Here is a 21,441-nt window from a genome sequence, read left to right as displayed (position 1 = left end):
GGAGGCACACGCATGATCCGCCGGGAGGCACACGCATGACTCGCCGGGAGGTCCACGCATGAGCCGCCGGGATGCACACACATGACCTCCGGGAGGCACACACATGATCCGCCGAGAGGTCCACGCATGATCCGTGCGGGCATCATCGGCGCCTCCGGGCTCACCGGAGGCGAACTCGTCCGGCTCCTCACTCAACACCCCGTCCTGGAACCGACGTTCCTCGGCGGCTCCTCCAGCGCCGGCATGCACATCGGTGAACTCCACCCCGGCCTGCGGATCAACCCCGCCCTGACCGTGCGGCACGTCACCGACGGCATCGCCGCCGAGCTCGACGTGGTCTTCCTGGCCACCCCCGCACCCGTCTCCGCCGAGCTCGCCGCGCTGCTCGCGGACCAGGACCACGCCCCCGTCGTCATCGACCTCAGCGGCGCCTTCCGCATCCGCGACCGGGAGCTCCACGACCGCTGGTACCCGAAGGTGGAACGCCGCGCGGACCTCGTGGACCGCTTCGTGTACGGAACGCCCGAACTCGTCGGCGACCAGATGGAAGACGCCGCGCTGATCTCGCTGCCCGGCTGCTACGCGACCGCGATCACCCTGGGCCTGGCTCCCCTCACCCACGGGCTCGGCCTTCCGGTGCACACGGTGCTCGTCGACGCCAAGGGCGGGTCCAGCGGCGGCGGCCTGCGACCGCGCACCGCCGCCCTGCACCCGCTGCGCAGCGGCGCCATCACGCCCTACGCCCCGGCCGGGCACCGGCACGCCGCGGAGGTCACCGACTTCCTGCGGCGGACGCGGCCCGGCTCGCTCGGCTCCCTGACGATGTCCGCGTACGGCGTCCCCACCGTGCGGGGCGTGCTCGCCAGCCTCTACGTCTTCACCGGCCGGGCCGTCGACCCACGTGAGCTGGAGCGGACCTACCTGCGCTACTACAAGGGGCACCCGTTCGTACGCCCGCGGCGCCACACCGAGACGCGGATTCCGGTCCCCGACCCGCAGGCGGTACTTGGCTCCAACTTCTGTGACGTGACGGCCCTCGTCGGCGAGGACGGCGGCCACATCGTCGTCCTCGCCGCCCTCGACAACCTCGTCAAAGGCGCGGCGGGCCAGGCGGTGCAGGCCGCGAACCTGCGGTTCGGCCTCCCCGAGGAGACGGGGCTGACGATGCTGCCGGTGATGCCCGCGTGAGCGCCGCGCCGCACCGCTCGCCCGTGACCGTCGTCAAACTCGGCGGCAGTTGCCTCGATACGCTCGACGACCTCTGGTGGGACGACCTGGCCGGGCAAGGACGCGTACGGCCGCTGATCCTCGTCCACGGCTGGTCCCGCCCGCTGCGGCGGCTCGACGCCCGCCACCGGCAGCCGTCGGCGATCCTGCGCGACCGGTACGGCAACCAGAGCCGCTGGACCACTCCGGAGGTCCTCGACGACATCAGGACCGTCAGCGCGGCGCTGACCGGGAGGGTCCTGTCACAGCTGCGGGAGCGCGGCCTCACCGCCGAGCGGCTGATCGGCAGCGAGGGGCTGATCAGCGCGGGCGCGGGCGAGCGCCTGTGGTGGCAAGGAAGGCGGCTCGTCGAACTGGACAACCTCGTCGGCCCGCCCACCGGCGTGAACACCGTGCCACTGCGGCACGCGCGGCCCGGCCACATCACTCTGCTGACCCCGCTGGCACGCAACCCGGCCGGCCAGGAGGTCAACACGGACGCCGACCGGGCCGCCGCCGCTGTGGCCGGCGCCGTCGGCGCCACCGATCTGGTGCTCGTCACCGATGTCGGCCACGTGACGGTGGACGGGAAGCCCGTCCACCGGATGTCCGGCGCGAGCGCCGCCACAGTGCGGGACACGGTCGCCGCCGACGGGATGCGCAAGAAGCTGCGGGCCGCGTGCGAGGCCCTGGAACGGGGCGTGGAGCGGGTCGTCATCGGCGACGCGCCCGTCACGGCCCTGCTCACCGGCCGCACCGGAACCGTCATCACCCGGGACTGAGGAGCAACCACATGCTGCGTCCCCGTGTCCTGGTCGTCGACAACGGAACCCTGTCGCTCCCCCAACTGTGCCTGCGCTTACGCACCTTGGGCTCACTCCCCGACACGGTGGACACGGCCTCGGTGCCTCACCGGCTCACGGGACGCCACCAGGCGATCGTGCTGAGCGGCACGAAGGTGCGCGCCCACGACCGCGAGCACTACGCGCCGCTCATCGACCTCGTCATGACCGCCGACGTCCCCGTCCTCGGGATCTGCGGCGGAATGCAGCTCCTCGCGGTCGCAGCGGGCGGCCGCCTCGCACCGGGCCCCCAGCGGGTCGGACGCAGCGAGGTGCGGGTCGACAAGGACGACCCGCTGTTCACGTACGTGCGGCCGACGGTGACGCTGTTCCAACGGCACACCCTGTACCTGCGGCACGCCCCCCGCGGCTTCCGGACCATCGGCCGCTCCCCCCAGGCCCCCGTGGAGTTCCTCCGCTCGCACACCGGCCGCCTCATCGGCTCCCAGGCCCACTTGGAGTACCGAACCGACGGCCACGAGATCCTGCGGGGTTTCACACGGTTCTACAGCTGAGCGGCTCTGACGAATTCGTGTCAGTCACGAACCGGTCTCTGTAGCTTGACGTGGGGGCCCCGCACTTTTCTTGTGCTCCAGCCCTCGAAAGGGGATTTGTAGGGAGTGGGTACGTTCTGTAATGATCATGAGGCCGGGCCACGAAAGGGTCCGTGAGCATTGAACAACAGGGGGCGGTAAACATCGAGGACGACTCTGTCAGTCCGGACGAACAGGGGCTCGCCCTCAGTAAAGGAACGACGTGTTTCAAGCGATATTTCAGGGCAACGGCCCCTGGGTCGCCCTTCTGGCGGTTACTGCCACACTGCTTGCCCTCGGGGTTTTCGCCTGGCTGAAGAAGCGGCGGCGGCCAGCGCTCATCCCCGGTGTATTTGTCGCTTATCTCGTCGTGGTCCTGGGCGTGACCCTACTCCTTACCGGTAGCGGCTCGGCCAGTCACGAATGCACGATCAACCGCCAGATCGCGGAGCCGTTCCATACGACTCAGGGTCTGCTCAACGGCCTGATGACGGTCCCACTCGGGTTTCTTGGGTTGTTGGCTTCGCGGCGTCGACTTCTCACCCTCGCGGGCGTCCTCCTCGCCCCCTGTCTCATCGAGCTGTCCCAGGGGACCATTAATGCATTCTCCCGGATTTGCGACAGCTCTGACGCTGAGATGAATATTCTTGGCGGCTTGGTCGGCATGGGGTGTGCCTGGCTGGCGGCCCACAGGTGGGGTATTGAATTCCGGTCCTACGCCGACGAACGTGTAACGGCCCTTGCGGCCACCGTAGTTGGCGTTATCGGAATCGGAGTGACCGTCCCACGCGTCGCGTTCACGGCTGTCGACGCCACCAGCATCCAGGCGGGCTCAAGTGAACAAGCGGACGCCATGCGCGAGGCGCTCGGTCAGGCGTTCGGAGTCGACTACACGTCTGTCGCCGACGGCAAACTCCAGTACACACCTGCGGGGGATGCCGGCGAGCGAGGTACTTTGCACTTCTCGAGTGACGAGGTCGACGCAGAAATGTCGTGGCCGTCGAAGCTGTCTTTCACAGCCTCGCTGGAGTACAGCGACACACCCACAAGCCGCTCTTTCCCCATCGATGGGCGAGAGCATCCACACCTCGCTCGCGGTGAAGCGAAGAAGTTGGCAACCCGGTACGCACAGGCCCACTATCCGTGGGTGAAGGATGCAACCAATGTGACGGTAGTTCCTGTCGCAGACGGCAAACTCGGGTGGCTCGCTTCCTGGCGGACCGTCGAGCAGAAGGTGCTGATGCCGGCCATGCTGGATGTGCAGATCAACACGGCGGGCCGCATCAGTCAACTGAACGTGTCACGGGGGCCGTCGCACTTCGACGACTTGCCGTCGGTCGAGGTCAGCCGTGGCCGGGCGATAGACAAGGTCAGGAAGTCCCTGCGACACCCGGAGGCATACGAGTTCCATGCGAATGTCATCAAGGCGGTTCGCCGTGATGGTCGATGGAACCCGGAGTACATCGTCCAAGCGATGGTGAAGGGCGCGGAGGACGATGATTCGGCGGACTTCACGGACTACTTCGTGGACGCCCACACCGGTCAACTGCGCAAGGAGCCTCCGCTGTGACATCCAAGCACTCCGCCGACCGCCCTTAGGGCAGGCGTTCGGTTGGTTCCGGCCGTTCCGTGGGCCGGTGCGGTCGGCACCTTGGAGTCCGCCTTCCTTCCGTATCCGACTCCCTGGCATTCGCGGCCAGGGAGTCGGATACGGGGAGGGGCGGACGCGGGTACGACACCGCGACGAACCCGGCCTGCCCGGGGCCCTGCGTCATCGCCCCACGGCAGGCCGCCGCACCGTGACCAAGCCGGGGCTTGGAAACAACCGGTCAGATGTCCCGGAACGTCTCGATCTGCGCGCCCACCGAGTTCAGGCGCTCCGCCAGGTCCTCGTAACCGCGGTTGATCACGTACACGTTGCGCAGGACCGACGTGCCCTCCGCCGCCATCATCGCTAGGAGCACGACCACGGCGGGACGCAGCGCGGGCGGGCACATCATCTCGGCGGCGCGCCAGCGGGTGGGGCCCTCGACGAGCACGCGGTGCGGGTCGAGGAGCTGGAGGCGGCCGCCGAGGCGGTTGAGGTCCGTGAGGTAGATCGCCCGGTTGTCGTAGACCCAGTCGTGGATCAGCGTCTTGCCCTGCGCCGCCGCCGCGATGGCCGCGAAGAAGGGGACGTTGTCGATGTTCAGGCCGGGGAACGGCATCGGGTGGATCTTGTCGATGGGCGCCTCCAGCTTGGAGGGGCGCACGGTGAGGTCGATGAGGCGGGTGCGGCCGTTGTCCGCCGCGTACTCCGCCGTCCGGTCGTGGTCGAGGCCCATCTCCTCCAGGACCGCGAGCTCGATCTCCAGGAACTCGATGGGCACCCGGCGCACCGTCAGCTCGGACTCGGTGACGACGGCGGCAGCGAGCAGGCTCATCGCCTCGACCGGGTCCTCGGAGGGGGAGTAGTCGACGTCGACGTCGATGGTGGGCACGCCGTGCACGGTCAGCGTGGTCGTGCCGATGCCCTCGACCTCGACGCCCAGCGCCTCCAGGAAGAAGCACAGGTCCTGGACCATGTAGTTCGACGAGGCGTTGCGGATGACGGTGGTGCCCGCGCTGCGCGCGGCGGCCAGCAGCGCGTTCTCGGTGACGGTGTCCCCGCGCTCGGTGAGGACGATGGGGCGGTCGGGGGACACGTCGCGTGCCACCTCGGCGTGATACAGCCCCTCGGTCGCCGCGATGTCCAGGCCGAACCTGCGCAGCGCGATCATGTGTGGCTCGATCGTGCGGGTGCCCAGGTCGCAGCCGCCCGCGTACGGCAGCTTGAAGTGGTCCATGCGGTGCAGCAGCGGGCCGAGGAACATGATGATCGAGCGGGTGCGGCGCGCGGCCTCCGCGTCGATGGCGTCCATGTCCAGCGTGGCGGGCGGCACGATCTCCAGGTCGACGCCGTCGTTGATCCAACGGGTGCGCACGCCGATGGAGTTGAGCACCTCCAGGAGGCGGTAGACCTCCTCGATGCGGGCGACGCGGCGCAGCACCGTGCGGCCCTTGTTGAGGAGGGACGCGCAGAGCAGCGCCACGCACGCGTTCTTGCTCGTCTTGACGTCGATGGAGCCGGAGAGCCGGCGGCCGCCGACGACTCGCAGATGCATGGGGCCCGCGTACCCGAGCGAGACGATTTCACTGTCGAGAGCCTCGCCGATTCGGGCGATCATCTCAAGGCTGATGTTCTGGTTGCCCCGCTCGATGCGGTTCACGGCGCTCTGGCTGGTGCTGAGCGCCTCGGCGAGCTGCGCCTGTGTCCAGCCCCGGTGCTGACGGGCGTCACGGATGAGCTTGCCGATGCGTACGAGGTAGTCGTCTGCCATGTGTCGAAGGTTATCTCAGATATGAGATGACGCGCGCGCTGGGGTGGGCCATATGAGGACCGGCCGTCCGGGGGACCTTTCGGACCTTTCCCCGCCCGGGAGTTCGTGGACGAGTTCGTGAACGAGTTCACGTCCGGGTTCGGCCCGAGTGCACCTGGGAGTCAGCCGCACCCGCACGACGCGTGCCGCCCGCCGTGCACCGACGCGTACGCCGTGGGCCGGGGCCCCGCCGCCGCCCGCGTCACCCGGGCGGCGGCCGCGCGTCCTGCCGACGACTGCGCGTCGTGCACCACTGTGCCTCCGACGAGCGTGAGGCGCACCTCGACAGAGCTGATATCGGCCACCGGACACCGCGTCACATCGCGGTCGAGCACCACGAGATCGGCTGCTTTTCCCCTCTCGACGGTCCCGGTGATGTGCTCCGTGCGGAGTTGACGCGCGGTGCCCGAGGTGTGCATGAGCAGGGAAGACGTACGGCTGATGCCTTCCTGCGCGCGGTAGAGGTCCCCCTCGCCCTCCATGCCCTCGCGGTCCACCGCAGTGCGTATCTGGTTCCAGACCTGCAGAGGGTCGACCGGCCAGTCCGAGCCACCCGCGAGCGCCGCGCGCCGCTTCTGGAGGCTGCGCGCCGGGTACTGCAAACGATGGCGCTCGGCCCCGATGTAGGGCAGCAGGGCGTCCATCGTCCACGTGTTGCGGGTGGCCCACTGGAGCTGCATGCAGGCGACGACGCCGAGCGCGGCGAAGCGGGGGAGGTCGGCGGGGTCGACCAGTTGGAGGTGGGCCGTGGTGTTGCGGAGATCGCGGCGGCCGGTCTTCCGCAGGGCGTACGCGTACCCGTCGAGGGACGTGCGCACGGCGCGGTCACCGATGGCGTGCGCGTGCATCTGCCAGCCCTCGGCGTTGAAGGCGGCGCTGAGCCGTCCGTAGTCGCGGGCCGAGACGTACAGGTCGCCGCGGTGTCCGGTGGGCCTGCCGTCCTTGTCGAGATAGGGCTCCAGGAGCGCCGCGGTCTGCGCCGGGTGCTCGATGACACCGTCGAGGAAGACCTTCACCGTGCCGAAGCGCAGTCCGCGTACGTCCCCGAAGTCCGCGCGCAGCCCCTTCGCGTACGCCACCGCCGCGGCCGGGTCCTTCGTCAGGTCGGTCTCGACGCGCAGCGCGGGCACGATGCGCTGGAGCAGCCGCCCCGACTCGGCGAGCCGCTGATAGAGCTTCAGCTCGCCGCGCCCGACGACGGCTTCCATGAAGGTGGTGATGCCGGACGCGGCGGCCTCGGCGAGGATTTTCGCCGCGGCCTGCGCCATCCGTGTCTCGTCGGGTTCGGGGATGTGCCGGGAGACGAGCGGCTGGGCGTCGTCCTTGAGCACACCGGTCGGCTCGCCGTCCGCACCCTTGACGATCTTGCCGCCGGCCGGGTCGGGCGTCGACGCGGTGACCTTCGCGATGTCCAGGGCGCGCCGGTTGGCCCACAGGTTGTGGCCGTCGCCGCCGCGCAGGGCGATCGGGCGCCGCGTGGGGAGGCTGTCGAGCAGGGAGTGGTGCGGGGCGGTGCCGTGGGGGAGGAGCCCGACCGGGTTCCAGTCCTCCACGACGAGCCACCCGTCGGGCTCCTGCTCCGCCGAGTCCTCCAGGAACCCCGTCAGCGTCTTCTGCAGCTCCTCGACCGTCTGCTCGGCCCCCGCCAGCGACGGCCGCAGCGAACGGCTCGCGGCGTCCATCGGGTGGGCGTGCCCGTCGTGGACGCCGCTCATGACGGTGCCGCCCCGCGCGTCGACGACGTCGGTGTCCCGCCCGACGAAACGCCTGACGGCGGCGTCCGTGCCGACGGAGAGTATCCGTCCGTCCCTGCCGACGGCCACCGCTTCGTGCCGGGCGCGGTCCGAAGTACCGGTGAAGACGTGGGCGTTGTGGACGACGAGGGCGGCGGAACGGCGCCGGCGGGAGGTGGGGGAGAGGGAGGCGGGGGAGGGGGAGGCGGCGGCGGGGCCGGCCGCGGCGGCGAGCCCGGCGGCTCCGGCTGCTCCCGCCGCCGCGAGGAGACCGCGCCGGGAGAGGGGAGGGGGCGCAGAGGGCAGAGAGGACGAAGAGAACGAAGAGAACGAAGAGGCGTACGACTGGGACACGACCACACTCCAACGCGTAGCGGTGACGGTTATCGGGCGACGGTTATCGGGTCGACGGTTATCGAGCCGACGGCTATCGGGTCGACGGCCATCGGGTGGAGGGAACCCTCGACGAGTAATCCGTTAACCAGAACCCGTCCCCGGCTGCGGATTCCGTACGATGTGGCGCGTGCCAGGGCCGACTCTCGCCGACATAGCCCGCGCCGCGGAGGTCTCGACGGCGACGGTCTCGCACGCCCTCAACGGCACCGGCAGGATCGGCGACGCCACCCGCCGCAGGGTCCGCGAGACCGCGACACGGCTCGGCTACGGAACCCCGGGCCCGCAACGCTGCCGCACACTCGGCGTCGCCGTCACCACGTTCGCAACCGCCTGGAACTACACGGAGATCGCCTACTTCTCACGTGCCGTCACCGCGGCCACGTCGGCGGCCCACGCGCGCGGCTACGCCCTCACCACGCTTCCCGCCGACCGCGCCGCCGACGACTCCTGGCACAGCCTCGCCGTCGACGGCATGCTGATCGTGGACAGCCCGCGCGGCGACCCCATGGTCCGCGCCCTGCGCGCCCGCGGCATCCCGCTCGTCTTCGACGGCGTCCCCGGCGACCCGCACCCGGGCGACCACTGGGTCGACAACGACCACGACACGACCACCCGCACGGTCCTGGACCACCTCGCGGACTCCGGAGCCCACCGGATCGCCCTGCAGTCCGGCAGCGGCGACGAGCACTACGCCCGCGCGGTGACGGCGGCGTACGAGCGGTGGTGCGGGGAGCGCGGCACGGCCCCGCTGATCGTGCCGTTCGACCCGGCCGACGGCCAGGGGCACGCGTTCGACGCCCTGTTGGGGCGCCGGGACCGCGCCGACGCCGTCTACGCCGCGTACGACCCGGGCGGCCGCCAGCTCCTGGCCGCCGCGGCCCGGCACGGCCTGCGCGTCCCGGACGACCTGCGCGTGGTGTGCGCCAGCGAGGACCCGGCCTACGCGGCGACCGAACCGCCCGTGTCCACGGTGACCCTCGACCCGGAGCGGACCGCGCGCGCCGCCGTCGGTCTCCTCGTCGGCCTGGTCGAGGAGGGCCCCGCGGCGGCACGCGGCCCGGTCGTGGTCCCCGCGCGGCTGCTGGTCCGCGCGTCGTCCGGCGCTCAGCCCGCGGCCGGATAGTCGACGTAGCCCTCCGCTCCGCCCTGGTAGTACGTGGCCGGGTCGCCGGTCGCCAGTTCACGGCCGAGGGCGAACCGGCTGACCAGGTCGGGGTTGGCGACGAAGTGCGTGGCGAACGACACGGCGTCGGCGACGCCCGCAGCCACGGCCGCGTCGGCGGAGTCCCGGCCGAAGCCGTTGTTCACGATCAGCGGGCCCTCGAAGCGCCGACGGTAGCGGGCGAACGCTCCGGGGTCCGGGGCGTCGCCGCCCGCGAGGTCCGGTCCACGCAGGTGCAGATACGCCACCGGACCGCCCCCGGAAAGGTCGTTCAGGGCCGTCACCAGCTCGTCGAAGTCGGCGAGCGTCGACGCGTCGGGGGTGAAGCACCCGCCGTCCCAGTAGGGCGAGAGCCGCACCCCCACGCCCTGCCCCGGCCAGGCGGCCGCCGCCGCGTCGACCACGTCGAGCAGCAGACGCCGCCGGCGCGCGCGGTCGCCGCCGTACGCGTCGGTGCGCAGATTGAGCCGCGGATTGAGGAACTGGGCGGGCAGGGACACCCCGAGGGCGCCGATCTCGACGCCGTCGAACCCGGCGCGGCGGGCGTTGTACGAGGCGACGCGGTACTCCTCGACGGTCTTCTCGATGTCCGCGAGGGTCATGGCGCGTGGCGTGACGGTGTCCTTGAACCCGCCCGCGGTGAAGGACTTCTCCCCGGGGTCGACCGCCGAGGCCCCGAGGGGCCGCTCGCCGCCCAGGTGGTCGGGGTGCGAGGCGGCCCCGGCGTGCCACAGCTGCTGCACGATGCGGCCGCCGAGGGCGTGCACGACCTCGGTGACGCGTCGCCACCCGGCGACCTGCGCCTCGCTGTAGACGCCCGGCACGTTCAGGAAGCCGATCGCCCGCTCGCTCACCCAGGTCCCCTCGGTGACGATGAGCCCGGCGCCCGCCCGCTGCCCGTAGTACGCGGCGTGCAGTTCCGTCGGCGCGAGAGCGCTGTTCGTGGCGCGGGCCCGGGTGGTCGGCGCCATCACGACACGGTTGGGCAGGCGCAGGGGGCCCACGTCGAGCCCGTTCAGCAGGGTCCGGGTGAGGGTGGTGGACATGATGGTGTCTCCTTCGTCGGGAGTCCGTCGGGAGCCCGTCGGGTTAAGGTCGCGGCGGCTCGGAGCCGTACGACATGAATCGGAGCCGTACGACATGAAGGTGACGGGGCACGACGGGAAGAGGTGACCGATGGACGGGCAGGAGCTTCTCGCCGAACGGTTCGAGGCGCACCGGGGACACCTGCGCGCGGTCGCCCACCGCATGCTCGGCTCGCTCAGCGACGCCGACGACGCCGTCCAGGAGACCTGGCTACGCCTCAGCCGCACCGGCGACGACGAGATCGAGAACCTCACGGGCTGGCTGCGCACCGTCGTCTCCCGCCTCTGCCTGGACATGCTGCGCTCCGCCGCGTACCGCCACGAGGAGCCGGCCGGCGGTCAACTCCCGGACACCATCGGCGAGTTCAAGGCCGGCGCCGCCCCGGACGAGGAGGTGCTGCTCGTCGACTCGGTGGGCCGGGCGCTGCTCGTGGTCCTCGACAGGCTGGGCCCCGCCGAGCGCGTCGCGTTCGTGCTGCACGACCTGTTCGCCGTGCCGTTCGCGGACATCGCGCCCATCGTCGAGCGCACCCCCGTCACGACGAAGAAGCTCGCGAGCCGCGCCCGTCAGAAGGTGCGGGGCACACCTCGCACCGCCGCCCCCGACCTCGCCCGGCACCGGCACGTCGTCGACGCCTTCCTCACCGCGTCGCGCGACGGCGACCTGGAAGCGCTGCTCACCGTCCTCGCGCCGGACGTCGTGCGCAGGGCCGACCTTGGCGCACTCCCTGCGGGCCGCGCGGCGGAGATCCGCGGCGCGCGGGCCGTGGCGGAGGAGACGGTGCTCCTCAAGGCCAACGCCCGCTTCGCGGAGGCGGCGCTCGTCGACGGCGCGGTGGGCGTCGTCGTGGCCCCGCGCGGCCGCCTGCTCCTCGCGCTTCTGGTCAGCGTGGAGGGCGAACGGGTGGCCGCGTACGAGGTGATCGCCGACCGCTCCCGCCTGGCGGAGCTGGACGTGTCGGTGCTCCCGCCGGTGGGCTGACCGGGTCGGGCGATGGAGTCGCGGCTCGCGCCGGTGGGCTGACCGGGTCGCGCGGTGGGGTCGCGTCTCGCGCTGGTGGGCTGACCGGGTCCCGCGGTGGAGTCACGGCTCCCGTACCGCCCCGGCGACCACCGAGGTCACGACCTTCCGGACGGCCTCGCGCGGTGTGTCCTCGTGGCCGGCGAAGAGCAGGTGTCCGCTGCCGATCAGGGTGAACGCGAGCGTGTCGGTGTCGGTGTCCGGGGTGAGGCGGCCGAGTTCGCGCTCCGCCGTGAGGTAGGCGGCGAGCACGCCCCCCGCCTCCGTGAGGAGGGGGATGCCGACGGGCGTGGTGTGCCGCAGCCGCGCGCGCAGCGCGTCCCGCGAGGCGACCAGGCCGAGGACGCCGAGCGCGACGGGCCCGAACAGGTCCGTCAGCGCGGCGCTCACGTGGTCGACGACCGTGCCCGTCCCCGCCGCGGCCCGCAGCGCGGCGCCCAGGGCCTCGACCTCGCGAATCCGGTCGAGGACCAGCTCGGCGAGGAACGCGTCGAAGTCGGCGAAGTGGCGGTGCAGGACCCCCTTGGCGCAGCCCGCCTCCGTGGTGACCGCCCGGCTGGTCAGCGCGTTCGGCCCATCCCGGAGCAGGACGCGTTCGGCGGCGGCGAACAGCTGCTCGCGCACATCGCGGATGGCCACTCCTGTCGGCACGTGGGTCCTGCCTCTCTCGTGCTCGTTCCTACGTTCCGTTCACCCCGCCCCGTTGACGAGTGGGCGCGTGCCCACTCAAAGTGGGCACATGCCCACTATCCCTGAGAACGAGCCCCACCGACACCGTCGTACGGCTGAATCCTTCGGCGCGGACGCCGAGCGTTACGACCGGGCCCGCCCCCGCTACCCCGACGCCCTGGTCCGACGCGTCGTCGCGGCCGCCCCGGGACCCGCCGTCCTCGATGTCGGCTGCGGCACCGGCATCGCCGCCCGGCAGTTCATGGCGGCGGGCTGCTCGGTGCTCGGCGTCGAGCCCGACGAACGGATGGCGGACTTCGCGCGGCGGCTCGGGGTGTCGGTCGAGGCGGCGGCGTTCGAGGCGTGGGAGCCGGCGGGCCGGGAGTTCGACGCGGTGGTCGCCGGGCAGGCCTGGCACTGGGTCGACCCGGTCGCGGGAGCGGCCAAGGCCGCGCGGGTGCTGCGGCCCGGCGGCAGCCTCGTGCTGTTCTGGAACGTGCCCGAGCCGCCGCCCGCCGTGACGGAGGCGTTCGCCGAGGCGTACGAGAGGGTGGCTCCCGGCTCGCCGCTCGACGTCCGTGCCGCACCGCGGCGGGCCAGGGACGGCTCCGGGCCCCTCCTGTCGAGGGCCGCCGACGGCATCCGCGCGGCGGACGCGTTCGACACCCCCGAGCGGTGGCACTTCGACTGGGAGACGGCCTACACCCGGGACGCGTGGCTGGACCAGCTGCCGACGCAGGGCAGCCTCACGACGCTCCCGCCGGACGCGGTGTCCCAGGTCCTCGACGCCGTCGGCGCGGCCGTCGACGCGCTGGGCGGCGGCTTCACCATGCGCTACACGACCGTGGCACTCGCGGCCAGGACTGCCCGCTCCGGGCAGCGCTGAGCGCGGGCGGGAGGGCGTGCCTCGTCGTACCCGGGGGGTCATGTACTAGAGTTATCTCGACATCGAGATATCTGCCGAGGCGCACCAGAAGCCGCCACTCGGTAAGGGTTACCTAACTAAGCCTTACCTTAGCGGACCGACGAGGAGTCGTGGCGGCAGGATGTACGGAACGCGCGAAAAAATCTGAAGGAGACTGTCGTGTCGGCGAACAGCTTCGACGCCCGCAGCACGCTGCGCGTGGGCGACGAGTCGTACGAGATCTTCAAGCTGGACAAGGTCGAGGGCTCCGCACGCCTTCCCTACAGCCTGAAGGTGCTGCTGGAGAACCTGCTCCGTACCGAGGACGGCGCGAACATCACCGCCGACCACATCCGCGCGCTCGGCAACTGGGACTCCCAGGCTCAGCCGTCGCAGGAGATCCAGTTCACGCCGGCCCGCGTGATCATGCAGGACTTCACCGGCGTTCCGTGCGTCGTGGACCTGGCGACCATGCGTGAGGCCGTGAAGGAGCTCGGCGGCGACCCGGCGAAGATCAACCCGCTGGCCCCGGCCGAGCTGGTCATCGACCACTCCGTCATCGCCGACAAGTTCGGCACCGCCGAAGCGTTCGGCCAGAACGTCGAGCTGGAGTACGGCCGCAACAAGGAGCGCTACCAGTTCCTGCGCTGGGGCCAGACCGCGTTCGACGAGTTCAAGGTCGTCCCCCCGGGCACCGGCATCGTCCACCAGGTCAACATCGAGAAGCTGGCGCGTACGGTCATGGTCCGTAACGGCCAGGCCTACCCCGACACGCTGGTCGGCACGGACTCGCACACCACGATGGTCAACGGCCTGGGCGTCCTGGGCTGGGGCGTCGGCGGCATCGAGGCCGAGGCCGCGATGCTGGGCCAGCCGGTCTCCATGCTCATCCCGCGCGTCGTCGGCTTCAAGCTGACGGGTGAGCTGCCCGCCGGCACCACCGCCACGGACCTCGTCCTCACGATCACCGAGATGCTGCGCAAGCACGGCGTCGTCGGCAAGTTCGTCGAGTTCTACGGCGAGGGCGTCGCCGCCACCTCCCTCGCCAACCGCGCCACCATCGGCAACATGTCGCCGGAGTTCGGCTCCACCGCCGCGATCTTCCCGATCGACGACGAGACGCTGAAGTACCTGCGCCTGACCGGCCGTGACGAGCAGCAGGTCGCGCTCGTCGAGGCGTACGCCAAGGAGCAGGGCCTCTGGCTGGACCCGGCCGCCGAGCCCGACTTCTCCGAGAAGCTGGAGCTCGACCTCTCCACGGTCGTTCCCTCCATCGCAGGACCGAAGCGTCCGCAGGACCGCATCGTCCTCGCCAACGCCTCCGAGCAGTTCAAGATCGACGTCCGCAACTACGTCGACAGCGTGGACGAGGCCGGCAAGGAGTCCTTCCCGGCCTCCGACTCCCCGGCCACCACGAACGGCGTCCCGTCGAACCCGGTCCTCGTGACCGCCCCCGACGGCTCGACGTACGAGCTGGACCACGGCGCCGTCACCGTCGCCGCGATCACCTCCTGCACCAACACCTCGAACCCGTACGTGATGGTCGCCGCCGCGCTCGTCGCGAAGAAGGCCGTCGAGAAGGGTCTGACCCGGAAGCCGTGGGTCAAGACCACCCTCGCCCCGGGCTCGAAGGTCGTCACCGACTACTTCGACAAGGCGGGCCTGACCCCGTACCTCGACAAGGTCGGCTTCAACCTCGTCGGCTACGGCTGCACCACCTGCATCGGCAACTCGGGCCCGCTGCCCGACGAGGTCTCGAAGGCCGTCAACGAGCACGACCTGGCCGTGACGTCCGTCCTCTCCGGCAACCGGAACTTCGAGGGCCGCATCAACCCCGACGTCAAGATGAACTACCTGGCGTCCCCGCCGCTGGTCGTCGCGTACGCCCTCGCCGGCTCGATGAAGATCGACATCACGACCGAGGCGCTCGGTGTCGACCAGGACGGCAACCCGGTCTACCTCAAGGACGTCTGGCCCTCCGAGGCCGAGGTGAACGACGTCGTCGCCAACTCCATCGGCGAGGACATGTTCAACAAGTCCTACCAGGACGTCTTCGCGGGTGACGCCCAGTGGCAGGCGCTCTCGATCCCGACCGGCAACACCTTCGAGTGGGACACCGAGTCGACGTACGTCCGCAAGCCCCCCTACTTCGAGGGCATGACGATGGAGACCACCCCGGTCTCCGACATCACGGGCGCCCGCGTCCTCGCCAAGCTGGGCGACTCGGTCACCACCGACCACATCTCCCCGGCCGGTGCGATCAAGGCCGACACCCCGGCCGGCAAGTACCTGACGGAGCACGGCGTGCAGCGCCGCGACTTCAACTCGTACGGCTCGCGCCGCGGCAACCACGAGGTCATGATTCGCGGCACGTTCGCGAACATCCGCCTGCGCAACCAGATCGCGCCGGGCACCGAGGGCGGCTTCACGCGTGACTTCACGCAGGAGGACGCGCCGGTCTCGTTCATCTACGACGCCTCGCGCAACTACATCGACCAGGGCATCCCGCTGGTCGTCCTCGCGGGCAAGGAGTACGGTTCCGGCTCGTCCCGCGACTGGGCCGCCAAGGGCACCGCGCTCCTCGGCGTCAAGGCCGTCATCGCCGAGTCGTACGAGCGCATCCACCGCTCGAACCTCATCGGCATGGGCGTCCTGCCGCTCCAGTACCCGGAGGGCCAGACCGCCTCTTCCCTCGGCCTGACCGGCGAGGAGACCTTCTCCTTTACCGGCGTCGAGGAGCTGAACAACGGCTCCACGCCCCGCACGGTCAAGGTCACCACCGACACCGGTGTCGAGTTCGACGCGGTCGTCCGCATCGACACCCCCGGTGAGGCGGACTACTACCGCAACGGCGGCATCATGCAGTACGTGCTGCGCAGCCTGATCCGCAAGTAAGTCGGCGGGCAGGACACAGCAGGCAGTCGAGGGCCGTACCCCCGGACACGTTCCGGGGGTACGGCCCTCGCCGCGTCCTTCAGCTCAGAGGAACGCTCTTCACGGCCGACAGCAGCGGGATGAGGACGTAGTCGCCGTTGCCCGCGCCGCAGACCGGCCGTGTGTCGACGGTATTGGAGATGTTCGTGCCCGTCGTGTACCGGTTGTCCGGGGCGGGCACGACGCTCGTCATGTGACTCTTGAGCCGCTCCGAGTAGTACACGCACTGGTGCAGGTTGAGGCGGCTGCCCGCGGTCAGATCCAGGGGCAGGGAGCCCGAGAGGCCCGGGTTCGGCACGTGGTTGCCGTTGCCGGGACCGCAGGTCGGTGAGGTCTCCTTCGTGTCGGAGACCTTCGTGCCGGTGGAGTAGCGCCCGTCGCCGCTCGGCGTCACCAGGGTGGTGAAGCGGTCGGTGGTCGCGCTCCGGTAGTAGTCGCACTGCTGGAGGTTGAGGTAGCGCCCCGTGCCGAGGTCCAGCGCCTTGACGCCGTGCAGGATCGGCACGGGGACGTGATTGCCGTTACCCGCGCCGCAGGCCGCCGTGGTGTCGGCGGTGGCGGAGTGCTTCGTGCCGGTGGAGTAGCGGCCGTCGCCGCTCGGTGTCACGAACGTGTTGAAGTGGTCGTCGAGGCTGCTCGCGTAGTACGCGCACTGGTGCAGGTTCAGATAGCCGGAGGCGGCGGCCGCGCCCACCTGCCGGCCCTGCTGACCCGGGACCGCGGCGGCCGTTCCGGCCGCCCCGGCCGTCCCCAGGAAAGTGCCCACGCCGACCGCGAGGGCGAGTGCCGGTCGCCACACGCGCATGGCCGTCCATCGCGTCATTTCGGTTCTCCCGTCCGGGTGCGGGCTGCGCTCCGGAACCGTCCCGCACTTCCTGCGACAACGGTCCCAGGGGTGCCCCGCGCCCCGATACCCCGAAACGTGGGGAGTTGTCGGCTACGTCTGCGGCCACCCGCCGTACGGCACCGTGATGAGCTCCATCGCGTGCCCCGTCGGATCCAGGAAGTACACGCCCCGGCCGCCGTCGTTGCGGTTGAACTCGCCCGGCTGCTTCTGGTGCGGGTCGGCCCAGTGCTCGATGCCGTGTGCTCTGATCTTCTCGTACGCCGCCTCGAACTCCGCCTCCGAGATCAGGAAGGCGTAGTGCTGCGGGGTGATCGACTCGGCGGGGACGGTCGCGAAGTCGAGGGTGACCGAGTTGCTGAGGGCGACCGCGATGAACGGGCCCCATTCTGCGGTGATTTCGAGGCCCAACAGCTCCGCGAAGAACTCGGCGGACTTCCGGTTGTCCCGGGCATGGACGATCGTGTGATTCAGCTGAACCGACAAGGAATGCCTCCACAAGGCATCTCCCGACACCTCCATGCCTCACCCAGCCGGTGACCGACACGCGATGTCGCCGTGGATCATAGGCACGTCGACACCGCGCTGTCGAGCGGGACTTGTCCGGCTACCTCTTCCCGAGAGCCAGGAACACACCCGTCGCCGCAACGAGCACCGCTGCGGCCGCCCACGCGAACGCCGCCCGGAAGTCGCCCACTTGGGCCGTGCCGCCGACCGCGCCGCCCACCAGGGCCGCGAGGCCGAGCGAGCCGCCGAGCTGGTCGACCGAGCGCTGTACGCCGGACGCCGTGCCCGCGTCGGCGTCCGTCACGTCGGACAGGGCGGCGTTCTGCAACGCGATCAGGCCGACGCCCATGCCGGCGGCGACGGCGACCATGCCGGGCAGGACGTCCACCCACAGGCTGCCGCGGTCGGGCAGCCGCGCCAGCAGCCCGAGCCCCGCCGCGGTCAGGAGCAGGCCCGCCACGGACGCGTACGCGCTACCGAGCACGCGGATGATCCGGCTCACCACCGCCACGGCGACCAGCAGCGCGGCACAGAAGGGCAGGTAGGCCAACCCGGCCTGCAGAGGCGTGAGATCGAGGACGTTCTGAAGGTAGAGCGTCGCGAGGAAAAACGTCGTGGAGAGGCCCGCGCTGAGCGGCACCGTCGCCGCGTTCGCGACCGCGCGGGTGCGGTGCGCGAAGAAGGAGAGCGGCACGAGCGGGCTCTTCGTGCGCCGCTCGACGACCACGAACGCGCCGAGGAGCACGCACCCGCCGAGCGCCGCGGGCACGGAGTGGCGCAGCACGCCGAAGACGAGCAGCAGGGGCCCGGAGGTGAGGAGCGCGGCGCCCGGCAGGTCGAGCCGATGGTCACGGCGGCGAGGCCCGTCCGGTCGTACGAGGGCGGGGGTCGCCAGGAGCACGAACGCGACGACCGGCACGTTGATGCCGAAAATCCAACGCCAGCCCACGAGTTGGACGAGGGCGCCGGACAGCAGGACGCCGACGACGAGGCCGCTCGCGGAGATCGCCCCCCAGATGCCGAGCGCCCTGGCGCGTTCGGCGGGCTCCGGGTGGAGGAGTGCGATCAGCGACATCGCGGCGGGGGAGGCGAGCGCTTCACCCGCGCCCTGCGCGAAGCGGGCGGCGATCAGCGCCTCCAGGTTCGGTGCGAGCCCGGCGGCGAGGGAGGCGAGGGCGAAGATCCCGGCGCCGAGCAGGAACATCCGCCGCCTGCCCAGCAGATCGGTGAGCCGCCCGCCGAGCAGCAGCAGCCCGCCGCCGATCAGGGTGTAGCCGGTGACGACCCAGGAGAGGGTGCTCGCCCCGGCGTGGAAGTGCGCGCCGATGGTGGGGACCGCGACGTTCACGACGGTGACGTCGATGGCGATGAGGAACTGGAGGAGGGAGAGCAGCGCGAGGGTGAGGGGACGACGGTCGCGCACAGAGGTGCTTTTGCTGTTCTTGGCGTTCATGAAGTGGGCACTCCAGATCGGCCCCGGGCCGGCCGACGGGCTTCGGCGGGGGCGGAGGAAGACGGACGCTTCCGTGCCACGGGCCCGCGCGGGGGCGGGCAGGGCACCTGGAGTTACTCGGTCACGGACACGCGGGGGACGGTAGCGGACGGGATGGCGGGGCGCACGTGAATATCCGGTGCGGACCGGCGGCGGCGCCCAAGAGGGCCGCTGGACCTGCTCCGGTACGGAAAATCCGTGGACGGGGCCGCGGTGGGCCGCCTAGTGTGGCTCCACGCCCTGCGATGGATGGAAGGAGGCGAGTGCTGTGCAGTTCACACCTTTCCGGCGCTCCCTTTCTCCGCTGTCCCGGCGTGTGCGTGAGTTCTGACCGGGAGCGCTCCAAGCAGTTTGTATCCCGGAGGAATCCATGACCGATCCGGTCATCCGCACGCTCTCCGCGAGCGACGCTCATCTCTTCGACGCACTCCCCGATCCCCTGGGCGCCCGCGAGGGCCACCGGCGCACCCGGTTCCGCCCCGACTGGAAGCGCGTCGCCCTCCGCGACGGCGAGGTCGTCGCACGCGGCGCCTGGTGGGGCGGCCCCGACGACCCGGAGCCCGTCAACATCAACTGGTTCGATGTGGCCGAGGGCGAGGAGGAGGCCGGCGCCCAACTCCTGCGCTCCGCCCCCCGGCAGGTCGAACTCGAGATCAATCTGCCCGGCGGCTGGCGGGAAAGGACCGACCTGCGCGCCGCCGGCGAGGCGCGCTTCGCCGCCGCACGAGCCGCGGGCTACGAACTCCTCGTGGAACGCTTCGTGTACCGCTGGACCCCGGAGCGAGGGATGCCCGAGCGTCCCGGACGCCTCCGCTTCAGCGCCGAACCCGACGACACCGTGTTCTTCGACGCGCTGCGCCGCATCCACTCCGTCACCCTGGACGCCCACGCGCTCAGCGCCGTCGAGGAGGGCGGCCTCGACCAGGCCGCCCAACAGGAACTCGACTTCTTCCGCTGGTGCCCCTCCCCACGGGAGTGGTGGCAGATCGCGCGCACGCCCGGCGGAGACCTGGCGGGCATCCACATCCCGGCCCACAACCCCTCCGGCCCCACCATCGGCTTCATCGGAGTCGTCCCCGAACAGCGCGGCCGCGGCTACGCGTACGACCTCCTCGCGGAATGCACCCACTTCCTCGTCGAGCGGGGCGCGGAGTTCATCGGCGGAGCGACGGACCAGGGCAACTTCCCCATGGCCGCGAACTTCACCAAGGCGGGCTTCCCGGTCATCCGTGAACGCATCAACTTCCACCCGGCGGGCCGGACGGCTTAGCGCCTCGCGAGGCGCAGCGCCCGGCGAGGCGTAGCGCGCTGACATGGGGGTGGGTACGGGGGCGGATTCCGGCCCGCCCCCTTGTCAGGAGGCTCGCGAGAGCCCGCAGGTCTGGACTTGTCCGCGCAGGCTCTCTACGCTCAGCCGCACCACACACTGAGAGCGCTCTCTATCGTTCAACTCTGGTCTACCGCACCCCTGTTGGAACCACGAGAGGACACCAAGTGAGACGCAAGACCAGCGCACGCCTCGGCCTGTCCGCGTTACTTCTGGCGACCGCCTGTGTCGGCACCGGACTCGTGCCCGCCGCTGCCGCCGACCCGGGCACCACCTCCTCCGGCTCCGGCTCCGAAAGGGCACCCGGCTCCGAAAAGGCGCCCGCCTCCGACGGTCTGCTCCGGGCGATGGAGCGCGACCTCGGCCTGTCGCCCGCCGCCGCGCGCGAGCGGCTCGCCGACGAGAAGCAGGCCGTAAAGGTCGAACGTGCGGCGAAGAAGGCGGCCGGCGAGACGTTCGGCGGGGCCTGGTTCGACGCCGGGCGCGGGCGGCTGACCGTCGCCGTGACCGAGCGCTCCGCCGCCGCGGACGTACGCGCGACGGGCGCCGACGTCCGCTTCGTCGAGCACAGCGCCGCACACCTGGACGCGGCGAAGAAGCGCGTCGACAAGCTCAAGGCCCCCAAGGGCATCGCCAGTTGGCGCGTCGACGCCAAGGCCAACCGGCTCGTCGTCGACGTCGTCGAGGGCCACCGCGCCGACAACGATGTCAGCTCCTTCCTGCAGCGTGCCCGCGCCACCGCCCCCCTGCGCGTGGACACCGTTCAGGAGGCCCCGAGCACCTTCGCCGCCGGAACCGTCGGCGGCGACCCGTACTACACCGGCAACGTCCGCTGCTCCATCGGCTTCTCCGTGCACGGCGGCTTCGTCACGGCCGGGCACTGCGGCGGCGTGGGCGCGGGGGTGCGCGGCTGGGACGGCTCCAACATCGGCTCGTTCCAGGGCTCTTCGTTCCCCGACAACGACTACGCGTGGGTGTCCGTCGGCAACGGCTGGTGGACCGTGCCGGTCGTGCTCGGCTGGGGCGCCATCCCCGACCGGCTGGTCAAGGGGTCCGCGGAGGCGCCGGTCGGCTCGTCGATCTGCCGCTCCGGTTCCACCACGAAGTGGCACTGCGGGAATCTCCTCGCCAAGAACGAGACCGTCAACTACTCGGGCGGCGCGGTCGTGCGCCAGCTGACCAAGACCAGCGTCTGCGCCGAGGGCGGCGACTCGGGCGGCTCGTTCATCAGCGGTGACCAGGCCCAGGGCGTGACGTCCGGCGGCTGGGGCAACTGCAGCAGTGGTGGCGAGACGTGGTTCCAGCCGGTGAACGAGATTCTCCAGCGGTACAATCTGCGACTGCACACCGCCTGACGGCCGCACACCGCCTGATCGAAGGTGCGCCCG

At 70.9% G+C, this 21,441-nt stretch carries 17 protein-coding genes; 10 read left to right on the top strand and 7 right to left on the bottom strand.

Going from position 1 to position 21,441, the window contains the following annotated elements; all coding sequences use genetic code 11:
- Positions 1–126: 126 nt before the first annotated feature.
- From argC to AB0N81_RS01415, 4 genes are all read left to right on the top strand, one after another.
- The gene (argC, locus tag AB0N81_RS01430; protein ID WP_365354593.1) at positions 127–1,188 is read left to right on the top strand and encodes an N-acetyl-gamma-glutamyl-phosphate reductase; all 1,062 of its coding nucleotides are present in this window, start codon (positions 127–129) and stop codon (positions 1,186–1,188) included.
- Positions 1,185–1,988 (top strand): acetylglutamate kinase, encoded by an 804-nt coding sequence (locus AB0N81_RS01425; RefSeq protein WP_365354592.1) that lies wholly within the window; start codon positions 1,185–1,187, stop codon positions 1,986–1,988. Before argC ends, AB0N81_RS01425 begins: the two co-directional genes overlap by 4 nt.
- Positions 1,989–1,999: 11 nt before the next feature.
- Entirely contained in the window at positions 2,000–2,563 is a 564-nt protein-coding gene (locus AB0N81_RS01420) for a gamma-glutamyl-gamma-aminobutyrate hydrolase family protein (protein WP_365354591.1), read from the top strand.
- Positions 2,564–2,804: 241 nt separating this feature from the next.
- Positions 2,805–4,151 carry a VanZ family protein gene (locus AB0N81_RS01415; RefSeq protein WP_365354589.1) on the top strand — a complete coding sequence of 449 codons (1,347 nt, stop codon included), beginning with the start codon at positions 2,805–2,807 and terminating at the stop codon, positions 4,149–4,151.
- Positions 4,152–4,410: 259 nt separating this feature from the next.
- Here AB0N81_RS01415 and AB0N81_RS01410 read toward each other — a convergent pair whose 3' ends face one another.
- Both AB0N81_RS01410 and AB0N81_RS01405 read right to left on the bottom strand, forming a co-directional pair.
- Positions 4,411–5,940: a UDP-N-acetylglucosamine 1-carboxyvinyltransferase gene (locus AB0N81_RS01410; protein WP_365354588.1), complete on the bottom strand. Its 1,530-nt coding sequence runs from the start codon at positions 5,938–5,940 to the stop codon at positions 4,411–4,413.
- Positions 5,941–6,101: 161 nt separating this feature from the next.
- Positions 6,102–8,066, bottom strand: coding sequence for an amidohydrolase (locus AB0N81_RS01405; protein ID WP_365354586.1), 1,965 nt, complete (start codon positions 8,064–8,066; stop codon positions 6,102–6,104).
- Positions 8,067–8,226: 160 nt separating this feature from the next.
- Here AB0N81_RS01405 and AB0N81_RS01400 point away from each other — a divergent pair, with 160 nt between their 5' ends.
- Positions 8,227–9,231 (top strand): LacI family DNA-binding transcriptional regulator, encoded by a 1,005-nt coding sequence (locus AB0N81_RS01400; RefSeq protein ID WP_365354584.1) that lies wholly within the window; start codon positions 8,227–8,229, stop codon positions 9,229–9,231.
- Here AB0N81_RS01400 and AB0N81_RS01395 read toward each other — a convergent pair.
- The gene (locus AB0N81_RS01395) at positions 9,213–10,316 is read right to left on the bottom strand and encodes an alkene reductase (RefSeq protein WP_365354583.1); all 1,104 of its coding nucleotides are present in this window, start codon (positions 10,314–10,316) and stop codon (positions 9,213–9,215) included. The two genes, AB0N81_RS01400 and AB0N81_RS01395, sit on opposite strands and share 19 nt — an antisense overlap.
- A 130-nt stretch (positions 10,317–10,446) precedes the next feature.
- On the opposite strand from AB0N81_RS01395, the gene AB0N81_RS01390 reads away from it, so the two are divergent.
- Complete coding sequence (locus AB0N81_RS01390) at positions 10,447–11,337, top strand: sigma-70 family RNA polymerase sigma factor (RefSeq protein ID WP_365354581.1); 891 nt, start codon at positions 10,447–10,449, stop codon at positions 11,335–11,337.
- Between the two features lie 102 nt (positions 11,338–11,439).
- Here the strand turns inward: AB0N81_RS01390 and AB0N81_RS01385 are convergent, their stop codons facing one another.
- The gene (locus AB0N81_RS01385; protein ID WP_365354579.1) at positions 11,440–12,027 is read right to left on the bottom strand and encodes a TetR family transcriptional regulator; all 588 of its coding nucleotides are present in this window, start codon (positions 12,025–12,027) and stop codon (positions 11,440–11,442) included.
- 88 nt (positions 12,028–12,115) lie between these two features.
- On the opposite strand from AB0N81_RS01385, the gene AB0N81_RS01380 reads away from it, so the two are divergent.
- Together AB0N81_RS01380 and acnA are read left to right on the top strand one after the other, a co-directional pair.
- Entirely contained in the window at positions 12,116–12,931 is an 816-nt protein-coding gene (locus AB0N81_RS01380) for a class I SAM-dependent methyltransferase (RefSeq protein WP_365354577.1), read from the top strand.
- A 198-nt stretch (positions 12,932–13,129) separates the two neighbouring features.
- Positions 13,130–15,844: an aconitate hydratase AcnA gene (acnA, locus tag AB0N81_RS01375; protein WP_365354576.1), complete on the top strand. Its 2,715-nt coding sequence runs from the start codon at positions 13,130–13,132 to the stop codon at positions 15,842–15,844.
- Between the two features lie 79 nt (positions 15,845–15,923).
- Here the strand turns inward: acnA and AB0N81_RS01370 are convergent, their stop codons facing one another.
- The 3 genes from AB0N81_RS01370 to AB0N81_RS01360 all read right to left on the bottom strand — a co-directional run bounded on the left by AB0N81_RS01370 (position 15,924) and on the right by AB0N81_RS01360 (position 18,687).
- Entirely contained in the window at positions 15,924–16,706 is a 783-nt protein-coding gene (locus AB0N81_RS01370; protein ID WP_365354574.1) for a hypothetical protein, read from the bottom strand.
- A 114-nt stretch (positions 16,707–16,820) separates the two neighbouring features.
- A complete protein-coding gene (locus tag AB0N81_RS01365; protein WP_365354572.1) occupies positions 16,821–17,213 on the bottom strand; it encodes a VOC family protein in 393 nt (130 codons plus the stop codon).
- Between the two features lie 121 nt (positions 17,214–17,334).
- The gene (locus AB0N81_RS01360; RefSeq protein WP_365354571.1) at positions 17,335–18,687 is read right to left on the bottom strand and encodes an MFS transporter; all 1,353 of its coding nucleotides are present in this window, start codon (positions 18,685–18,687) and stop codon (positions 17,335–17,337) included.
- Between the two features lie 409 nt (positions 18,688–19,096).
- On the opposite strand from AB0N81_RS01360, the gene AB0N81_RS01355 reads away from it, so the two are divergent.
- Together AB0N81_RS01355 and AB0N81_RS01350 are read left to right on the top strand one after the other, a co-directional pair.
- A complete protein-coding gene (locus tag AB0N81_RS01355) occupies positions 19,097–19,996 on the top strand; it encodes a GNAT family N-acetyltransferase (RefSeq protein ID WP_365354570.1) in 900 nt (299 codons plus the stop codon).
- A gap of 224 nt (positions 19,997–20,220) precedes the next feature.
- Positions 20,221–21,408 (top strand): S1 family peptidase, encoded by a 1,188-nt coding sequence (locus AB0N81_RS01350; protein ID WP_365354568.1) that lies wholly within the window; start codon positions 20,221–20,223, stop codon positions 21,406–21,408.
- Positions 21,409–21,441 lie beyond the last annotated feature (33 nt).

Origin of the sequence: Streptomyces sp. NPDC093510 (assembly GCF_040683555.1) — a bacterium.
GTDB lineage: Bacteria > Actinomycetota > Actinomycetes > Streptomycetales > Streptomycetaceae > Streptomyces.
The sequence above is the reverse complement of the archived record's forward strand: the minus strand, read 5'-3'. Positions and strand labels throughout refer to the sequence as shown.

Bases quoted from the DNA above. Each gene is read 5' to 3' on its own strand.
- argC (WP_365354593.1), top strand. From the start codon at position 127: ATGATCCGTGCGGGCATCATCGGCGCCTCCGGGCTCACCGGAGGCGAA.
- AB0N81_RS01420 (WP_365354591.1), top strand. From the start codon at position 2,000: ATGCTGCGTCCCCGTGTCCTGGTCGTCGACAACGGAACCCTGTCGCTC.
- AB0N81_RS01410 (WP_365354588.1), bottom strand. From the start codon at position 5,940: ATGGCAGACGACTACCTCGTACGCATCGGCAAGCTCATCCGTGACGCC.
- AB0N81_RS01400 (WP_365354584.1), top strand. From the start codon at position 8,227: ATGTGGCGCGTGCCAGGGCCGACTCTCGCCGACATAGCCCGCGCCGCG.
- AB0N81_RS01395 (WP_365354583.1), bottom strand. From the start codon at position 10,316: ATGTCCACCACCCTCACCCGGACCCTGCTGAACGGGCTCGACGTGGGC.
- AB0N81_RS01390 (WP_365354581.1), top strand. From the start codon at position 10,447: ATGGACGGGCAGGAGCTTCTCGCCGAACGGTTCGAGGCGCACCGGGGA.
- AB0N81_RS01380 (WP_365354577.1), top strand. From the start codon at position 12,116: ATGCCCACTATCCCTGAGAACGAGCCCCACCGACACCGTCGTACGGCT.
- AB0N81_RS01370 (WP_365354574.1), bottom strand. From the start codon at position 16,706: ATGACGCGATGGACGGCCATGCGCGTGTGGCGACCGGCACTCGCCCTC.
- AB0N81_RS01360 (WP_365354571.1), bottom strand. From the start codon at position 18,687: ATGAACGCCAAGAACAGCAAAAGCACCTCTGTGCGCGACCGTCGTCCC.
- AB0N81_RS01355 (WP_365354570.1), top strand. From the start codon at position 19,097: ATGACCGATCCGGTCATCCGCACGCTCTCCGCGAGCGACGCTCATCTC.